The sequence below is a fragment of the Micromonospora halotolerans genome, assembly GCF_032108445.1.
In the GTDB taxonomy this organism is placed as follows: Bacteria; Actinomycetota; Actinomycetes; order Mycobacteriales; family Micromonosporaceae; genus Micromonospora; species Micromonospora halotolerans.
Genome location: NZ_CP134876.1, coordinates 1940774 through 1957695 on the forward strand (window position 1 = coordinate 1940774; position 16922 = coordinate 1957695).

At 71.5% G+C, this 16922-nt stretch carries 17 protein-coding genes; 8 read left to right on the forward strand and 9 right to left on the reverse strand.

Annotated features, from left to right (window positions below; translation table 11 throughout):
- Positions 1 to 108: 108 nt before the first annotated feature.
- Complete coding sequence (locus tag RMN56_RS09100) at positions 109 to 963, reverse strand: L,D-transpeptidase family protein (protein WP_313723395.1); 855 nt, start codon at positions 961 to 963, stop codon at positions 109 to 111.
- Positions 964 to 1138: 175 nt separating this feature from the next.
- Here RMN56_RS09100 and RMN56_RS09105 point away from each other — a divergent pair, with 175 nt between their 5' ends.
- The 3 genes from RMN56_RS09105 (at position 1139) to RMN56_RS09115 (ending at position 4657) form a co-directional block, all read left to right on the forward strand.
- Entirely contained in the window at positions 1139 to 2818 is a 1680-nt protein-coding gene (locus RMN56_RS09105) for a DNA repair helicase XPB (protein ID WP_313723396.1), read from the forward strand.
- 128 nt (positions 2819 to 2946) lie between these two features.
- On the forward strand, positions 2947 to 3774 hold the full coding sequence (locus tag RMN56_RS09110) for an alpha/beta hydrolase (RefSeq protein WP_313723397.1): 828 nt from the start codon (positions 2947 to 2949) through the stop codon (positions 3772 to 3774).
- Between the two features lie 61 nt (positions 3775 to 3835).
- The gene (locus RMN56_RS09115) at positions 3836 to 4657 is read left to right on the forward strand and encodes an alpha/beta fold hydrolase (RefSeq protein WP_313723398.1); all 822 of its coding nucleotides are present in this window, start codon (positions 3836 to 3838) and stop codon (positions 4655 to 4657) included.
- Between the two features lie 148 nt (positions 4658 to 4805).
- Here the strand turns inward: RMN56_RS09115 and RMN56_RS09120 are convergent, their stop codons facing one another.
- Positions 4806 to 7712: an RHS repeat domain-containing protein gene (locus RMN56_RS09120; protein ID WP_313723399.1), complete on the reverse strand. Its 2907-nt coding sequence runs from the start codon at positions 7710 to 7712 to the stop codon at positions 4806 to 4808.
- Between the two features lie 346 nt (positions 7713 to 8058).
- Here RMN56_RS09120 and RMN56_RS09125 point away from each other — a divergent pair, with 346 nt between their 5' ends.
- A complete protein-coding gene (locus tag RMN56_RS09125; RefSeq protein ID WP_313723400.1) occupies positions 8059 to 8181 on the forward strand; it encodes a hypothetical protein in 123 nt (40 codons plus the stop codon).
- Between the two features lie 91 nt (positions 8182 to 8272).
- On the opposite strand, the gene RMN56_RS09130 is transcribed toward RMN56_RS09125, so the two are convergent.
- The gene (locus RMN56_RS09130) at positions 8273 to 9136 is read right to left on the reverse strand and encodes a GNAT family N-acetyltransferase (protein ID WP_313723401.1); all 864 of its coding nucleotides are present in this window, start codon (positions 9134 to 9136) and stop codon (positions 8273 to 8275) included.
- Between the two features lie 403 nt (positions 9137 to 9539).
- Between RMN56_RS09130 and RMN56_RS09135 the strand changes: the two genes are divergently transcribed.
- A complete protein-coding gene (locus RMN56_RS09135; protein WP_313723402.1) occupies positions 9540 to 9716 on the forward strand; it encodes a hypothetical protein in 177 nt (58 codons plus the stop codon).
- 90 nt (positions 9717 to 9806) lie between these two features.
- Here RMN56_RS09135 and RMN56_RS09140 read toward each other — a convergent pair whose 3' ends face one another.
- From RMN56_RS09140 to RMN56_RS09155, 4 genes are all read right to left on the reverse strand, one after another.
- Complete coding sequence (locus RMN56_RS09140; RefSeq protein WP_313723403.1) at positions 9807 to 10652, reverse strand: patatin-like phospholipase family protein; 846 nt, start codon at positions 10650 to 10652, stop codon at positions 9807 to 9809.
- 68 nt (positions 10653 to 10720) lie between these two features.
- The gene (locus RMN56_RS09145; RefSeq protein ID WP_313723404.1) at positions 10721 to 11638 is read right to left on the reverse strand and encodes an alpha/beta fold hydrolase; all 918 of its coding nucleotides are present in this window, start codon (positions 11636 to 11638) and stop codon (positions 10721 to 10723) included.
- 183 nt (positions 11639 to 11821) lie between these two features.
- The gene (locus RMN56_RS09150; RefSeq protein WP_313723405.1) at positions 11822 to 12559 is read right to left on the reverse strand and encodes a TIGR03089 family protein; all 738 of its coding nucleotides are present in this window, start codon (positions 12557 to 12559) and stop codon (positions 11822 to 11824) included.
- Positions 12560 to 12585: 26 nt separating this feature from the next.
- Positions 12586 to 13164: a TetR/AcrR family transcriptional regulator gene (locus tag RMN56_RS09155; RefSeq protein WP_313723406.1), complete on the reverse strand. Its 579-nt coding sequence runs from the start codon at positions 13162 to 13164 to the stop codon at positions 12586 to 12588.
- An 86-nt stretch (positions 13165 to 13250) separates the two neighbouring features.
- On the opposite strand from RMN56_RS09155, the gene RMN56_RS09160 reads away from it, so the two are divergent.
- From RMN56_RS09160 to RMN56_RS09170, 3 genes are all read left to right on the forward strand, one after another.
- Positions 13251 to 13619, forward strand: a complete 369-nt coding sequence (locus tag RMN56_RS09160) for a DUF4267 domain-containing protein (protein WP_313723407.1) — start codon at positions 13251 to 13253, stop codon at positions 13617 to 13619.
- Between the two features lie 28 nt (positions 13620 to 13647).
- Positions 13648 to 14142: a cupin domain-containing protein gene (locus tag RMN56_RS09165; RefSeq protein WP_151464479.1), complete on the forward strand. Its 495-nt coding sequence runs from the start codon at positions 13648 to 13650 to the stop codon at positions 14140 to 14142.
- A gap of 95 nt (positions 14143 to 14237) precedes the next feature.
- On the forward strand, positions 14238 to 15347 hold the full coding sequence (locus tag RMN56_RS09170) for a hypothetical protein (RefSeq protein ID WP_313723408.1): 1110 nt from the start codon (positions 14238 to 14240) through the stop codon (positions 15345 to 15347).
- Positions 15348 to 15415: 68 nt separating this feature from the next.
- Here the strand turns inward: RMN56_RS09170 and RMN56_RS09175 are convergent, their stop codons facing one another.
- Together RMN56_RS09175 and RMN56_RS09180 are read right to left on the reverse strand one after the other, a co-directional pair.
- On the reverse strand, positions 15416 to 16303 hold the full coding sequence (locus RMN56_RS09175; protein ID WP_313723409.1) for a hypothetical protein: 888 nt from the start codon (positions 16301 to 16303) through the stop codon (positions 15416 to 15418).
- A 6-nt stretch (positions 16304 to 16309) separates the two neighbouring features.
- A complete protein-coding gene (locus RMN56_RS09180) occupies positions 16310 to 16828 on the reverse strand; it encodes a SigE family RNA polymerase sigma factor (RefSeq protein ID WP_313723410.1) in 519 nt (172 codons plus the stop codon).
- Between the last annotated feature and the right edge of the window lie 94 nt (positions 16829 to 16922).

Here is a 16922-nt window from a genome sequence, read left to right on the forward strand (position 1 = left end):
CCTCCCCCGCACCGTGGTGGACCCGACCTCCAGCGTGGCACCGGAGAGGGTCACCCGGACAGGGGATAAAACCCCGATCCAGGCGCGGGGGTCACGCCCGGTCGGGTATCAGGTGCCGGGCCGGCGGCCGAAGACGACCACCCGGGTGCCGACCGAGCCCAGCTCCCAGAGCCGCACGGCGTCGCGGTGCAGCAGGTTCACGCAGCCGTGCGAGCCGATCGAGGAGTTGTGCAGGTAGGTCGTGGTCTCGTGGAACCCGATCCCGCCGTTGAACCGCTGCCAGTAGGGCAGCCACACCTCGTACGGGTTGGACCACTCGCGCATGTTCTTCCCGCCGACCGAGTAGGTGCCGGACGGGGTGGCGTAGCCGGACATGCCCGTGCGGGTCACCGTCGGGCCCATGACCACCTTGCCGCCGCGCATCGCCCAGACGGTCTGCCGGGTGAGGTCGACGCAGAAGGTGGTGCCGGAGCCGGCGCGGCAGCGCGCCGTGTCGGTGCTGGCCAGCCGCTTCGCCACGTCGTAGGTGGTGGGGCCGGCGCGGCCGGAGGCCGGGCTGATCCCGTACCGGAGCTGGAACTTCTTGATCGCGGTGCAGTCGGCGGCCGACTGCTTACCGTCCACGGTCAGCGTCCCGAAGCCGCCCAGCCGGCTCAGGTACGTCTCCACGGCCCGCTGCTGCTCCCCCTGCGGGCAGCCGGTCGAGCGGGACGGGGCCGGCTTCGGCGTGGTGCGGCTGGGCTTCGGCGTGGCCGTCCGGCTCGGCTGCGCCGTCGGGGACACGGCCGGCTGCTCCGGCGTGGGCGGCGCGCTCGCCCCCGATGCCTCCTCCGTCACGCCGACGGGCTGCGGGGCGGCGGCCCCGGACCCGTCGCCCTGCGGATCGTGCGCGCACGCACCGACGCCGACCAGCACGACCACCGCCAGGCCGATGGCCCGGGCTGCGAAACGGACACGCTTCATGGGCCCTCCCCCTGGACGGTTGTCCCGCTTGCTAGACGTCCGGAAGGAGTGTGACGTTGCGTGTCCAGCGAGACTTTTTCCGGACACCCGCCGGCGTGCAACACTGGATGGTCCGCCTTCGGCAGGTCAGCCGCCGTGCGGGCGATAATTTCCGGCACAAGGAGAGGACGCTGGCGTGAGCGGTGGACCACTGATCGTGCAGTCGGACAAGACCCTGCTGCTGGAGATCGACCACCCCGACGCCCAGGCGTGCCGGATGGCCATCGCGCCCTTCGCCGAACTGGAGCGCTCCCCCGAGCACGTGCACACCTACCGGCTCACCCCGCTGGGCCTGTGGAACGCCCGCGCCGCCGGCCACGACGCCGAGGCCGTGGTGGACGCGTTGATCAAGTACTCCCGCTACCCGGTGCCGCACGCGCTGCTGGTCGACGTGGCCGAGACGATGGACCGGTACGGCCGGCTCCAGCTCGCCAACGACCCGGCCCACGGTCTGGTGCTCCGCGCGCTGGACCGGCTGGTGCTCATCGAGGTCGCCAAGAGCAAGAAGCTCGCCGGCATGCTCGGCCCGAAGCTGGACGACGACACCATCCAGGTGCATCCCTCCGAGCGGGGCCGGCTCAAGCAGGCGCTGCTCAAGCTCGGCTGGCCGGCCGAGGACCTGGCCGGCTACGTGGACGGCGAGGCGCACCCCATCGAGCTGGCCGAGGCCGGCAAGGACGGCGGCAAGCCGTGGACCCTGCGGTCGTACCAGCGGGAGGCCGTCGAGGCGTTCTGGGCGGGCGGCTCCGGCGTGGTCGTGCTCCCCTGCGGCGCCGGCAAGACCCTCGTCGGGGCGGCGGCCATGGCCGAGGCCAAGGCGACCACGCTCATCCTGGTCACCAACACGGTGGCCGGCCGGCAGTGGAAGCGCGAGCTGATCGCGCGCACGTCGCTCACCGAGGACGAGATCGGCGAGTACTCGGGCGAGCGCAAGGAGATCCGCCCGGTCACCATCGCCACGTACCAGGTGCTCACCTCGCGGCGCGGCGGCGCGTTCACCCACCTCGACCTGTTCGGCGCCCGCGACTGGGGCCTGGTCGTCTACGACGAGGTGCACCTGCTGCCCGCGCCGATCTTCCGGTTCACCGCGGACCTCCAGGCCCGCCGCCGGCTCGGCCTCACGGCGACCCTGGTACGCGAGGACGGCCGCGAGGGTGACGTGTTCAGCCTGATCGGCCCGAAGCGGTACGACGCGCCGTGGAAGGACATCGAGCAGCAGGGCTGGATCGCCCCCGCCGAGTGCACCGAGGTACGGGTCACCCTGACCGACGCCGAGCGGATGGCGTACGCGACGGCCGAGGCCGAGGAGCGCTACCGGATGGCGGCCACCGCCCGGACGAAGCTGCCGGTGGTACGCGCGCTCGTGGACCGGCACCCGGACGAGCAGGTGCTCGTCATCGGCGGCTACATCGACCAACTGCACCAGCTCGGGGAATACCTGGACGCGCCGATCGTGCAGGGGTCCACGACCAACCGCGAACGGGAGCGGCTCTTCGACGCCTTCCGGTCCGGTGAGGTGAAGACGCTGGTCATCTCCAAGGTCGGGAACTTCTCCATCGACCTGCCGGAGGCCGCTGTCGCCATTCAGGTGTCCGGGACCTTCGGGTCACGGCAGGAGGAGGCGCAGCGGCTGGGGCGGGTGCTCCGACCGAAGGCGGACGGGCGGCAGGCGCACTTCTACACCGTGGTGTCCCGGGACACGATCGACACCGAGTACGCGGCGCACCGGCAGCGTTTCCTGGCCGAGCAGGGGTACGCGTACACCATCGTGGACGCGGACGACGTACTCGGCCCGAAACTGCCGACGATCGACTGACTGGCTCACGCAAGTCCGCTCGGCGTGCTGCCGTTCATCAGCGCCGCCTGATCCGTTCCGGCCACATCCCGGCGAGCAATTCGGTGTAACTCAGCCGATCGAAGACCTCGCCGAAAGGCCGCCCGCGCATGAAGACGATCGTTCTCGTCCACGGCTTCTGGGTGACCCCGCGCAGCTGGGAACACTGGATCGACCGCTACCAACGGGCCGGCTACCACGTCATCGCGCCCGCCTATCCAGGGTTCGAGGTGGAGGTCGAGGCGCTCAACGCCGACCCGACGCCCATCGCGGAGGTGACGACCCCGGCGATCATCTCGCACCTGGAGTCGGTGGTCGGCGCCCTCGATGAGCCGCCGATCATCATCGGCCACTCTGCGGGCGGTGCGTTCACGCAGGTCCTGCTGGACCATGGATTCGGCGCCGCTGGCGTGGCGATCAACTCCGCGGCGACGGAGGGCGTGCTCGTCACCCCGCCGACCCAGATCAAGTCGACGTTCCCCGTGCTGAAGAACCCTGCGAACCGGCACAAGGCAGTCGGCCTGACGCCCGAGCAGTGGAAGTACACGTTTGGCAACACCTTCACCGAAGAAGAGTCCCTCGATCTCTACCAGCGGTATCACGTCCCGGCATCCGGGCGGATCCTGTGGGACAGCGTGCTGGCCAACTTTCAGCCCGGCCCGCAGGACATCCACGTCGACTACCACAACGACAACCGGGCACCGCTGCTGTTCGTCTCCGGCGGCGAGGACCACCTCATGCCCCCGAGCGTGCAGCGGTCCAACGCCAAGCACTACAAGTCCTCGAAGACCATCACCGAGATCAAGGAATACGAAGGCATGGGACACCTGCTGCCCGCGCAGAAGGGGTGGGAGAAGGTCGCCGACGACGTCCTGGCCTGGGCCGTGGAGCACGCCGGCTGGCCGGCCGCGACCCACGGTCCACGCACTGCCATCTAATATCGGGTGAAACCGACATCACGGGCACGCGCTGCTGCCCCCGAAGCGGAAGGACAGCGGCATGAGCTACATCACCGCCAAGGACGGCACCGAGATCTACTACAAGGACTGGGGTGCGGGTCCGGTTGTCACCTTCTCCCACGGCTGGCCGCTGAACGCTGACGCGTGGGACGGGCAGATGCTCTTCCTCGTGCAGAAAGGCTTCCGGGTCGTCGCGCACGACCGCCGTGGTCACGGCCGGTCCAGCCAGCCCTCCGCCGGCAACGACATGAACGGCTACGCCGACGACCTCGCGGCGGTCATCGAGGCGCTCGACCTGACCGACGCCACGCTGATCGGGCACTCGACCGGCGGTGGTGAGGTCGCGCGCTACATCGGCCGCCACGGGACGGGGCGGGTCGCCAAAGCCGTCCTCATCTCCGCCGTGCCGCCGATCATGGTGCAGACGCCGGACAATCCCGAGGGCCTGCCCATCGCCGTCTTCGACGAGATGCGCGCCAACCTGCTGAAGGACCGGTCGCAGTTCTACCAGGACCTGGCGCAGATGTTCTACGGCGCCAACCGGCAGGGGGCGAAGGTCTCGAAGGGAATCCTCGACCAGTTCTGGCTGTGGAGCATGCAGGCCGGCCTGTGGAACGCGTACGAGAGCATCAAGGCGTTCTCCGAGACGGACTTCCGCGACGACCTCGCCAAGTTCGACATCCCCACCCTGGTGCTGCACGGCGAGGACGACCAGATCGTCCCGGTCAAGGACTCGGCGAAGAAGACCGCCCAGCTCATCGCGAACGCCAAGGACATCTACTACCCGGGCGCGCCACACGGCATCACGTCCACACTCCAGGACCAGGTCAACAATGATCTTCTCGCGTTCCTGAAGAGCTGATACCCCGAACAGGTCGCAGGGCAGAGCGGCCTCCGCCAACGGCGGTCTTCCGATTCACCGCGGACCTCCAGGCCATGACTCTTCTGGGCCAGGCACCGACACCGGTGGGCCGCCCCGTTCGGGGACGGCCCACCGCGTCGGCTCCGTGTCAGGAGAAGTCGACCAGGAAGTAGTAGCTCGTGGTGTCGGTCCACACCCCGTCGGCGGTCCGCCCGCGCACCGTCATGGTGTGCGAATTGACCGAGGTCGGCGTGTAGGTCACCGTGGCGACGCCGGCGGCGTTCGCCGCCACCGTCACCGGCGGCCCGTCGTCAACGGTGTACTCGAACTCCACCACGCCCGGGCTGCCCTGGGTGAAGGTGAAGTTCCCCGCCACGCCCACCCCACCGGACCACTGGCCGGCCGGGTAGGTGTCCGACGTGACCTGCGGCGCCGTGCCGACCAGGAACGGGTAGTCGGTCTGCGGCGTGTACTCGCCCGCCGCCGTGCGGCCGCGGACCGAGAAGACGTTCGCGCCGTTGCGGTCCATGGTCACCGAGATGTCGGTGACCAGCGCGTCGGGCGTCTTCGGCACGCTCTGCCAGGCGCCACCGTTGAGCTGGTACTCGAAGGTGGTCACCTCGCTGATCTCGGTGTAGACCCCGAACCTGCCGACCGCGCCGATCCCGCCCCGCGGGCTGTACTCGTCGTACGCGCTGCTCACGTTCACCCGCGGGTCGCGGACCCGGAAGTAGTACCGGCGCTCGGGGCTGACCGTGCCGTCGGCCGACCGGCTGGTGACCGTCAACAGGGTGTACCCGGAGTGCGTCGGCGTGATCTCGACCGTGGCCTTGCCGTCCGAGCCCGCGGCCACGACCTGCTCCTCGCCGCTGTACTCCAGCACGTAGCGGTACTCCGTCACGTCGGAGCGGCCCGGGTTGAAGGTGAACCGGCCCGCCTGGCCGGGCTGGCCCGCGGCGTCGTTCTCCGGGTAGTCGCTGGACGTCACCACCGGCGCGTCGCTGACCTCGAAGGTGTAGGTCCGCGTCGGCGAGAAGGACCCGTCCAGGAACCGGGTACGCACCGTCAGCGTGTTGCTGCCGGAGTGGTCCGGGGCGAGCGTCACCCGAGCCCAGCTGTACTCCGGGTCCACGGTCTGCTCGGGCCCGTCGTTGAGGCGGTAGAGGTAGACGTCCACGTCCGGCATCGCGGTGTCGAAGTTGAACTCACCGGGGATGCCCACGCCGCCCCAGGCGCCGTACTCGTAGTACGTGCTGGAGTAGACGGTCGGCTTGGTGTCGATGACGTTGAACTCGTACTGCTCGACCTCGGAGACCGTGCCGTCGCCGCTGACGCTGCGAACGCGAAGCGTGGTCCAGCCCGGCTCCGTCGGCGTCCAGCGCAACACCGCGGTGCCGTCCGCCGCCGCGTCGATGCGCCGCATCTCGTCACTGTTGATGGCGTACTCGTACGCCACCACCCCGGTGCGGCCGGGCCGGAAGGTGAAGCTGCCCGGGCGGTCCACCACCCCGTCGTGGTCCGGGAAGGCGAAGTCGGCCGACTCCACGGTCGGGGTGTCGCGGACCGACACGTCCTCGGTGTACCCGCCGACGAACTCGCTGCCGACGTAGCTGCGTACCTGGACCTTCACGGTGCCCGCCTGGGTGAACACCACCGGGACGTCGGTCGTGCCGTCGGCGTCCGCCGGCACCCGGACCTCGTCGCCGTCACCGATCCGGTAGCCGTACTCGGTGACCCCCTCGACGTTTGTCGAGATGGCCAGCTTGCTCGGCAACCCGACACCACCCACCGTCACCCGCACCTGCGGGGCGGTCGACTTCACGTAGAACCGGTACTCGGTCGTCTCGGAGGAGTTCGACGCGGCGTCCACGGTGCGTACGCTCAGCGACTCGCTGAACGAGGTCGGCGTGTACTCCAGCGTGACGTCCGCCCCGGGCGCGGGCGCCGGGATGTAGTTGTACGTCTCGCCGAAGCGCCCCCAGTAGTAGCCGACCACGTCCGACGACCCGTTCGCCTTGAAGGTGAACGTGCCCGGGACTCCCGAGCCGCCGTGCGGCTGGCCGTCACTCGGGTACTTCGTCGAGGTGACCACGGGCGTGGCCGGTCGCTGCGCGTCCACCTTGACGTAACACGGCTCGGCCCAGGCCGAGAAGTCGTGGTCGTCGTAGGCGCGGCCGGTCCAGGCCACCACGGTGCCGTCCGGGTACTGCGACATGTCCCAGTCGACCTTGGAGAAGGCGCTCCCGTAGCTCGATCCGAACTGCTCGGCACGCTGGTCCTCGTGGCCGACCGGCCAGGCGGCGAACTGCCCGTAGTAACTCGCGTCGTTGCTGTCCGCGTCCGCGCCCTTGACCATCAGGCTGTAGTAGCGCGGCCCCACGGGCTGCGGCTTCTCCATGGTCCCGCAGGCCCAGGAGGGGAACTCGAGACCGATCTGCCCCACCGTCGGCGCGTGGTTCGTCTCGGTGTGGATGACCGGGAACGGGCGGAGCTTGCGGCCGTGGGAGAGCTTGCTCTCGTAGCCGTGCGGCACCCGGATCTCGACGGTCAGCGTCTGGTCGTTCTGATCCGCCAGCTTCTGCAGGGCGGGCATGATGTCCCAGACCAGATAGCCGGGGCAGGTGGCCTCCCCGCCGGCCTGGACGGTGCCGAGCAGCTCGCGACGGCGTGGTGCCGAATCCCAGCTCGTGGTCGCCTTGATCGGATCGGTGCGCCACAGCTCGACCGGCTGGGCCGTCGCGCAGTCCGCCGCCGACCGCTCCGCGATGACCAGGTCCGCCTTGTGGATGATGGCCTTACGGAAGCGCGAAACGTCGAAGGTGAAGTAGGACCGCGACTTGTGCTTGGTGCCGGCCGCATCCGTCCACGCGCCGATCGGCGCATCCCCCGAGGGGTTGACGAACGACTTGCTCGGCTGCTGAGAATCCGTGTAGGCCCAGCCGGACTTGCTCACGTCCCGCCACTCGTAAGCCTGTGCCGGGCTGGCGTTGACGCTGACCAGGCCGGCACCGAGCACTATGCCCAGTGACGCGGCAAGCAATCTTCGTGCGCGCACGACGGTGCCCCTCTCCCCCGTGGATGATGGCGCGCGTTGCCATCGAGTTGCCCGAGCGTATCGAGGCACGACAACGTGGCGCGTACGCGATTCGGCTCATCTGAGACCCGCCGACCGGCCCACGCTCCACAAGCCGGCACCAGGACGTACGTGACACTCCGCCGAGCCATCGGCCAGGTGGAGGAGACGGCGACCCGCCGGCGGATCCGGTGAGCACGACCGATGCCGCGGCCGGCGCGGCGCATGGCGGCTGTCCCACCGGGTACGCGGACTGGAGGCACGGCGGGTAGGCGCCATGCCGGCGGAAGCGCCTCCGATCTGACGCACGAGAGAAGAGAGGCACGCGATGAAGGATAGAATTCTCACCCCGATCAAAAGGGCGACAAAGACCATCCAGGTGCGCCGTAAACGGGGAGACGCCCTGATCACCAAGGGCAAGGCCACCCGGCCCGGCCGCCTCTTCCAGTAAGCCCGACAGACCGGGCTTACCGGGCGATCGGCCCATCCGGTGAGACAAGCTGCCAGCGCGCTCGGCCTCCACGAAGGCCGAGCGCGCCACGCTACGAACGGCGGCGCAGGTAGCGGGCCCGCCGGCCGGCGTCCTGGAACCCGAGCTGCCGGTACAGCCCAGCCGCCGGGTTGTTGTCGTTGACGCAGAGACACACCTCCCGCGCCCCGTCGGCCGCCAGGCCCCGCAGCGCACGAGCCATCAGATACGCGCCGACCCGCCGCCCCCGCCACTCGGGCACCACACCGACCTGGTCGACCCAGTTGTCGATGACGTTGACGAAGCCGACGGCGGCACCGTCGGGACCGCGCGCGATGAGCGACAGGTCCGGCCGGTACTCGTCGTCCTCCCCCAGCTCACCCAGCCACTCCTCGGCGGTGGGCGAGGCGAAGCCGGGCCGGTCGGCGAACGACGCCCGGTAGGCCTCGAACAGCTCGGGCCCGAGCGTCACCGGCTCGGTGGTCACGTCGACGGGCCGGGCGACCTCCGGGAGCGCGCCGAGGTCGTGCCGCTGCACCCACTCGGTGAAGGTCCGTTCGAAGCCGCGCGCCGTGAACAGGGCGTCCGCGCCCGGGCTCCACGACTCGGTGGTCACCAGCAGGTCGGCGTCGCCCGCCTGCTCCTCCGCCCAGCTCAGCAGCCGGCCGCCGAGGCCCCGCCCGCGCCAGTCCGGACGCACCAGGCCGGTGCTGGTGGCAGTCCGCCCGCCGAGGCCGACCCCCACGGCCGCGACCAGGCCGCCGTCGTGCCAGGCGCCGAGGGTACGGGTCTGGAGCAGCCGCGCCCGCACCAACGGGGCACGGGCGAACAGCGGCAGCCCACCGTCGACGGCCAGGCACGCCTCGGCCAGCCGGGTCAGCTCCGGGAGGTGCTCCTCGCCGAACTCCGTCCAGGTCGGCGCGTCCGTCCCGTCCATCCCCGCCCCCGTCGTCAGTTGCCCACCAACCTCGTGCCAGCCGGTGAGAAGGCCCGGCAGGCAGTAGGCACCGCACCGGCGACGGGTGTCAACCAGGTTCAGTCCGGCACACTGTCGTACCTGCCTGGGAGCATCGGCTGATGGCGACCTCGAAGCAGCCGGTGACCGCGCCGACCGGCGCCAGCGTCGACGATTTCCTGGCGGCCGTGCCGGACGACCGCCGGCGGGCCGACGCCGAGCGCCTCTGCACGCTGTTGCGCGAGGTCACCGGCGAGCCCCCGGTCATGTGGGGCCCGAGCATCGTGGGTTTCGGCAGCTATCGCTACACCTATGCGAACGGGCGCACGGGCGACTGGCCGCTGGTCGGCTTCTCGCCCCGCAAGCACAGCTCGTCGTCTACCTGGTGGGTGGGTTCGAGGAGCGCTACCCGGCGGTGCTGGCCCGGCTCGGCCCACACAAGACCGGCAAGGGCTGCCTCTACGTGAAGCGGCTCGACGACGTCGACGAGACCGCCCTGCGCGAGTTGGTCGACCGCACGGTCCGGGTGCACAAGGGCGTCGACCGGGCCAGCCAACGCTGACCGGAGGCGGGGGTCAGCTCGCGACCTGCAACAGCGCTCGGCGAACGCCTGCGGCACGTTACGGCCCGCCTCCGGCGGCGTCGGGGCGCGTCAGTTCCAGACTGACGCGACGGCGGCCGCGTGTGCCGCGCCGACGGCCCGGCCGGCGCGGGCGGACGCCGCCCGGGTCGCGGGTGACAGTGCGTTGGTGCCGAACGCGTCGACGGACGCCTGGTCGGCGTTGATCACGTGGACGGTGGCCGGGGCGAGCGCGGCGATCTCGGCGTCGAGGTCGCCCCACGGCTGCGGCGTGTCCGCGAGAGCCGGCTGGATGACCAGCACGCGGTCAGCGCCGGCGGCCAGGTCGGCGTTGGTCATGGAGCGCACTCCGCCGTCGATGTAGCGGCGGTCGCCGATCGCGACCGGCGGCCAGATGCCGGGCACCGCGCAGCTGGCGGCGACGGCGTCGAGCAGGGTCACGCCGGACTCGCGGGTGAAGATCGCCTCGTCCCCGGTCTCGGCGTCGACCGCGGGCAGCAGCAGGCGCCGGTCGGGCCACTGCTTCGCGGGGAGCCGGGCGTCGATCGCGGCGAGCCGGAGGGCCGGGTCGACGGTCCGCGCGGCGAGGGCGACCTCGCCGAACCGGCGGCGGGCTTCCTGCGGCCCGGACACGCCGGTCAGCACGGCGGCGTAGTCGGCGAAGAGCTTCTCCGTGTCGACGTCGACCTCGATCTCGGCGGTCTCGGGGCGCAGCTGGGCCGCGTACAGGTCGTCGAGCGCGACGCCGCTGGTGATCTGCGCGGCGACCGCGGAGCCGGCGGAGGTGCCCACGATCAGGTCGGCGGCGAGGATCCGGTCGGCGAGGGTGGGATCGGCGTCGGCCAGGCCGCGCAGGACGCCCAACTCCCAGGCGATCCCGGCCACGCCACCACCGGCGAGTACGAGCGCGTTCGTCATGATCACCAGCCTTGCACAGCAGGCGGGCGCGGTGGTTCCCCGTGCTCCGTGACGGACGCCTCAGGGGGTCAGGTCGCGACCTGCAGCACCGCGTCGGCGAACGCCTGCGGCGCCTCCTGCGGCAGGTTGTGCCCGACGCCGCCACTCACGGTCCGGTGTTCGTACCGGCCGGAGAAGCGTCCGGCGTAGACGGACGGGTCGAGGTGGGGTGCGCCGTTCGCATCGCCTTCGAGGGTGATGGTGGGCACCTCGATGCTCGGGTTGGCGGCCAGCTTCTCCTCCACCTCGTCGTACTGCGGCTCGCCGGCGGCGAGGCCGAGGCGCCAGCGGTAGTTGTGGATGACGACGTCGACGTGGTCGGGGTTGTGCAGCGAGGCGGCGCTCCGGTTGAACGTCGCGTCGTCGAAGGCCCACTTCGGGGACGCCGTCCGCCAGATCAGCCTGGCGAAGCTGTCGAGGTTCGTCTCGTAGCCGTCCCGGCCGCGGTCCGTGGCGAAGTAGAACTGGTACCACCAGGAGAGCTCGGCCTGCGGCGGGAGCGGCGTGCGCCCCGACGCCTGACCGGCGATCAGGTAGCCGCTCACCGAGACGAGGCCCTGGCAGCGCTCCGGCCACAGGGCGGCGATGATGTCGGCCGTGCGGGCGCCCCAGTCGAACCCGGCCAGGGTCGCCCTCGGCACCCCGAGGGCGTCCATGAACGCCACGGCGTCGAGGGCCAGGGCCGCCGGCTGGCCGTTGCGCATGGTGTCGGCCGACCGGAACCGTGTCGTGCCGTACCCCCGCAGGTGCGGCACGAGCACCCGGTGGCCGGCCGCCGTCAACCGGGGGACGACCTCGGCGAAGCTGTGGATGTCGTACGGCCATCCGTGCAGCAGGAGCACGACCGGACCGTCCGGGGGGCCGGCGTCGACGTACCCGACGGTCAGCACACCGGCGTCGACCTGCCGCAGGTCGGTGAACAACGTTGACGATCCGCTGGCGTTCATACCGGTCGCTCCTCGTGCTCACCCCGCCGACGTCTGCACGGTAGAGCCCGGCGAGGCCCGCCGGCGGCGGTCCCGGAGAAGGCGATCCCTGGCGACCCGGGATGGCTAGGATCGCCCTTCCCGCTGGTCAGCGACGACGCGACGCGCTCCGCCGGACGATCGCCTGCGGGATCCGGCCGAGGTTCACAGCACCCGGGTGACCCGCTCCCCGGTGATGCGGGCGTCGCGGTCGGCCGGGTCGAGGTTGGCGCAGAGCACCACCGACGCTCCGGCGGCGAGCGGGGCGAGCAGCCACTTCAGCGGCTGGTCGTGCTCGGCCACGTCGACCAGGAGCCGGTCGCCGGCGCGCAGGTCGAGCTGTTCGGCGTACGCCCGGGCCACCGCGCCCCACTCGCCGTAGCTGGTGCCGTCCGGGCTGGCCGGGTCGGTGGGGCGGAGAGCGCCCAGGTCGGGAGCTATCTCGGGATGCCGGAGCACCTCCGGGGACCAGTCCAACCAGCCCGGCGGCACCTCGTCCAGCGGGCCGGGGCCGGTGCCGACGAGGTAGCGGTGCGTTCCCTCGGGCACGTCCTCCAGCCAGTCGTCGAGGCGCTCCGGAGTGACGAACACGGCGTCGTACGGCAGGTCGGCGCCGGGTTCGAGGACGGCCAGCCCGGCCAGGGCCCGGGGCCGGAACGAGACCGCCAGCCCGACCGACCAGGCCCCGATGAGCACGGCCGCGGTGCGCCAGTGCGGCGGCAGCAGCACGGCTACCCGGTCACCGGGGCGCAGCCCGCAGCCGTCCCGGAGCAGCCCGGCGCTGCGGGCCGCCCACGCGCCCAACTGCTGCGCGGTGAGGTCGGTGCGCTCGCCGGTGGCACCGTCGAGGTAGCTGAGCAGCGGCTCGTCGGTCGCGACGGCGACGGGTGCGTGGTCGGCCATCGGTGCACTCCTCCCTGGCGGTCTGCTCACCCTAACCGGGTGAACCGGTCGACCAGGATGGCCAGCCGCCGCTCGTGCTGCTCCCGCCGCAGCCGGCCGGTGCGCATCAGGGTGACCAGCCCGTGCATCCCGCTCCAGAAGGTCTCGGTGAACGTCTCCAGGTCGTCGTCACCGGCGAAGGGGCGCAGCGTCTCGGCCAGCTCGGCGAAGGCCCGGGCCAGCTCGACCGGCACGTCCTGACTGGCGAAGGGCAGGCTCGTGGGGAGGATGAATATCGCGTCATAGAGCGCCGGCCGGCGCTCGGCGAACTCGGTGTACGCCGTGGCGATGCCGGCCACCGCCTGCCGCGGGTCGGTGGCGGCGGCCCGGGCGGCGGCGAGCTCGACGGCCAGCTCACCGCTGCCCTCCACGGCGACCGCCGCCATGATGGCGTCCTTGCCCTTGAAGTGGCTGTAGAGGACGGGCTGGCTGTACTCGATCTCGGCGGCGAGCCGGCGGGTGGTGACCGCGTCCCAGCCCTCCGACTCGGCCAGTTCCCGGGCCGCGGCGATGATCGCCCGCTCCCGTTCGGCCCGCTCCCGTTCCCGCCGCGCCTGAATTGACATGACCGAACTCTAGCATCGCTAGCCAACCTGTCACGGCTATGCTAGCTTCGCTCTCATACCTAGCAGCGCTAGCAACGGAGTCGGACATGCTCAGCACCATCGCCTACGGGCTCGCCATCGTCCTCAGCCTCTTCTGTGTCCTCATCGGCGCCCGGTTCCTCCTGCAGCCCCAGGCCTCGGCCGCCGGCTACGGCGTTCCGGTCAAGCCGGACGAGGACCCCGCCTACCTCACGATCAAGGGCCTGCGCGACCTCAGCTACGGCCTGCTCGGCCTCGCGCTCATCGCCTTCACCAGCGCCGAGGCGGTCGCCTGGTACATGCTGATCGTCGCGATCAACCCGCTGGGCGACACCCTCATCGTGCTGCGCCACGGCAGGAAGGCCGTCGCCTTCGGCGTCCACTTCGCCACCGCCGTGGTCGTCCTGCTCAACGCCGTCCTGCTGTTCGCCCTCTGACCCACACCACCACGACAGGAGTAGCGCGATGTCCCTGATCACGCCCGACTTCGACCGGTCCGTCATCGTCCGCGACGCCGACGCCGAGGTGGTGGGGCGGGCCCCCACCACGATCCGGCTGCTCGCCGACAGCAGCGCCACCGGCGGGGCGCTCTCCACCCAGCGGGTCACCCTGACCGACGGCGCGGACGGCGCCCGGCCGCACCACCACGGCAACTCCGCCGAGCTGTTCTATCTCCTCGACGGCACCGCACAGCTGCTCTCCGGCGAGCAGGTCGTCACCGCCGAGCGCGGCGACCTGGTGATCGTGCCGCCGGGCGTGGCGCACGCGTTCGCCGCCGCCCCGGGCGAGAACGCCGACATCCTCATCGTCATCACCCCGGGCGTCGAACGGTTCGAGTACTTCCGCCACCTGGAGCGGATCGCCTACGGCAAGGTGCCGCCGGAGAGCCTGCTGGAGGTGCAGGAGCTCTACGACACGTACTTCCGGAGCAGTGACGCCTGGGACGCCGCCCGTCGCTGACACCGACGACCGGACCCGCGACCGTCGACTTCGGTCGCGGGTCCGTCGGCCGATGGCCGTTTCGGTGGTCCGGGCCAGCCAGGCACGGTACGGCCATGACAGCCAAGCGCCGCCGCCTTCCGCCCGCCATCGCGCTCCTGCTGCTCGCCCCCTGGGCCGCCGAGTGCTCCTGGGGCGGCTTCACGCTCGCCGGCATGCCGTTCGTGGTGCTCGTGCTCGCACCGATGTACGGGGGCGCCGCCCTGCTGATCCGCGAGACGGCCCGGCGCCTCTGCCTCGGCTGGCCGGGGATCGTGGCGCTCGCCGCCGCGTTCGGCGTGGTCCAGGCCGGCCTGGTCGACCAGTCGCTGTTCAACCCGGGTTTCCTCGCCGACACCGAGTTCGCCGACACCCAGCGCGTCGCCGAGGCGACGATGGTGCCCGGCCTCGGGTTCAGCGCCCGGCAGGCGGCCGACTACGTGGGCAACCACGTGGCGTTGAGCATCTGCGGGCCGATCGCGCTCGTCGAGTCGTACCTGGGTGCGGGCCGGCGGCTGCGGCCGTGGCTAAGCCGGCCGGGCCTGGTCGTGGTCGCCCTGCTCTGGCTGGGCGGCAGCCTGCTGGTCTTCGCCGACGACGGCGGCCGGAAGAACTTCCTGGCCGCTCCAGGACAGCTGGCGTTCGCCGCCGCGGTGGCCCTGGCGCTGATCGCCGCCGCCCTGCGCCACCGCCCGCGACCGGCCGCCTACGCCACCCCGCCGGCACCACACCGGCCGGCACCCGCCACGACCGTCGCCCCGCACCCGCCGCGCCCCCTCACCCCGAACAACCCGACCGCGCCAGACCAGCCGCAACCCGTCAGCTCGGCCGCACCGCGCCCGGTCTGGATCGGGCTCGTCGTGGCCGTCGCGTATGCCGGCGCGGGGCTGGTGCCGGCCTGGCCGGGCATCGCGCTCGCGCTGGCGCTGGCGGCCACCGCCGCCGTGCTGCTCGTGCGCTGGTCCCGCCGACCCGGCTGGGGACAGCGGCACGTGCTCGCCGCCGGCTCGGCCAGCCTGCTCGTCGCGGCCGCGTACGCGTACGGCGTGCCCACCTACGGCCCGGCGACGCCGGCGGCGGCCATGGTGGGTGACGTGGCGATCAGCGTGATCCTCCTTGCCCTGGTCGGCGGCGCCGGGTGGCGGCTACGCGCGCCTGGGTCACGTGCTCACGCGCCCGCACGCTGACGGGGACCAGAAGCAGAGCTGCCCGCGACCGTCGGGTCGCGGGCAACTCTGCGCCGGCGGCAGGCCGGCTACTTCTTGACCTTGACGACGTCGGTCGGGCGCTTCACCGTCACCGTGACGCCGTAGTCGAAGAGTTCGAGCGTCGAGCTGAACGTGCCCTTGTCGAGCCGGCCCTTCTCCGTCGTCTGCCACGTGCCGGTGAGCGCCACCTTCGCGATCCGACCGTCGCCGTCCAACGTGACGTCACCCGAGGTGGTGGTCGACCCGATCCTGTCCGACGTCGTGTAGCCGAAGTGCAACGTGCCGTCGGGGTTCTCCGCGATGGTCGCTTTCGCGCTCTTGAGCGCCGTGAACAGGGCCGCCGGGTCGGGTGCCGCGGCGCCCAGGACGCTGTTCCCGTCGCCGTACAGGGACAGCCGGTCATATTTGCCCGGGTACTGGCCGTAGCGGCCGTACGTCTCGCCCGGCCCCTCCTTGTCGGCCGGCAGCTTGCCCCGCGGCGGTTCCGCGCCCTCGTACCGGGTGCCGTTGATCAGCAGCTCGGTCATGACCGAGTCGTCCTGCGCCACGCGGACGTACCCGGTGGCCGTCCTCGGGTCGAACGCCCCCTCGTACGTCAGCCCCTGCGGCCCCGAGTTGGTCAGCCGCAGCCGGTAGCTGATGTTCTCGCTGGCGGTGACGGCCCCGACCAGCTTGATCGCCGGCGAGGCCGGCTCCGGCGGCGGCGCCTCGGCGGTGACGCCGGGACGGTCCGGCGCCGGCGCCGTCGCCACGGTCGCCGCGGTGGCGACGCCCAGCGCCAGCAGCGCGCACGTCGCACCGACCATCGTGGTCGTCCGGCGGCGGCGTGCCCGCCGGCCGCGTTCCAGCAGCGCACCCACCGGGGGTACGGAGCCCGACTCGCCGTCGACGATGTCGTGCAGCCGGTTGGCGAGCCGCTCATCGAGCGTGTTCATGACTGATCACCTGCTTACCGTGTGGGAGGGTTCGTCGAGAAAATGGCGAAGCTTGTCCAGCGCCCGGGCGTTCTGGCTCTTGACGGTGCCCACCGAGCAACCCAGCAGCCGGGCGACCTCGCGCTCGGTCAGGTCCTCGTAGTGGCGGAGCACCACCACGGCGCGCTGCTTCGCGGGTAGCGACATCAGCGCCCGGCGCAGGACGACGGCGTCGGGGCCGACGTCGCCGGACGGGGCGGCCCGCTCGGGGACGTCCGCGACGAGGCTCTCGCGGCGGCGCCGTCGCCAACCGGACGTGTGGTTGTTGACCAGGGCGCGGCGCAGATAGGCGTGCGGGTCGTCGAGCCGGGACAGCCGCCGCCACCGCTCGTACACCTTGACCAGGCTGTCCTGGAGCAGTTCCTCGGCCCGCCACCGGTCGCCGGCCAGCAGCATGGCCAGCCGGATATGGCGCTGCCAGGCCACCTCGACGAAGGCGACGTACGACCGGTCCGCCGCGGACAGTGGTTGCGTTTGGTCGGTCACGCCCCTAACACGTGGCGGTGGCCCAGAAGGTTGTCACGGGCGCCCTTCGTCGGTTGTTCACGTCTGCGCAAGCTGCTGCTCCCCCCGGGGTGCC

Coding starts and splice junctions, on each gene's coding strand:
- RMN56_RS09110 (WP_313723397.1), top strand. CDS start 2,947: ATGAAGACGATCGTTCTCGTCCACGGCTTCTGGGTGACCCCGCGCAGC.
- RMN56_RS09100 (WP_313723395.1), bottom strand. CDS start 963: ATGAAGCGTGTCCGTTTCGCAGCCCGGGCCATCGGCCTGGCGGTGGTC.
- RMN56_RS09125 (WP_313723400.1), top strand. CDS start 8,059: ATGAAGGATAGAATTCTCACCCCGATCAAAAGGGCGACAAAGACCATC.
- RMN56_RS09130 (WP_313723401.1), bottom strand. CDS start 9,136: ATGGACGGGACGGACGCGCCGACCTGGACGGAGTTCGGCGAGGAGCAC.
- RMN56_RS09175 (WP_313723409.1), bottom strand. CDS start 16,303: ATGAACACGCTCGATGAGCGGCTCGCCAACCGGCTGCACGACATCGTC.
- RMN56_RS09170 (WP_313723408.1), top strand. CDS start 14,238: ATGACAGCCAAGCGCCGCCGCCTTCCGCCCGCCATCGCGCTCCTGCTG.
- RMN56_RS09150 (WP_313723405.1), bottom strand. CDS start 12,559: ATGGCCGACCACGCACCCGTCGCCGTCGCGACCGACGAGCCGCTGCTC.
- RMN56_RS09165 (WP_151464479.1), top strand. CDS start 13,648: ATGTCCCTGATCACGCCCGACTTCGACCGGTCCGTCATCGTCCGCGAC.
- RMN56_RS09145 (WP_313723404.1), bottom strand. CDS start 11,638: ATGAACGCCAGCGGATCGTCAACGTTGTTCACCGACCTGCGGCAGGTC.
- RMN56_RS09140 (WP_313723403.1), bottom strand. CDS start 10,652: ATGACGAACGCGCTCGTACTCGCCGGTGGTGGCGTGGCCGGGATCGCC.
- RMN56_RS09160 (WP_313723407.1), top strand. CDS start 13,251: ATGCTCAGCACCATCGCCTACGGGCTCGCCATCGTCCTCAGCCTCTTC.
- RMN56_RS09155 (WP_313723406.1), bottom strand. CDS start 13,164: ATGTCAATTCAGGCGCGGCGGGAACGGGAGCGGGCCGAACGGGAGCGG.
- RMN56_RS09115 (WP_313723398.1), top strand. CDS start 3,836: ATGAGCTACATCACCGCCAAGGACGGCACCGAGATCTACTACAAGGAC.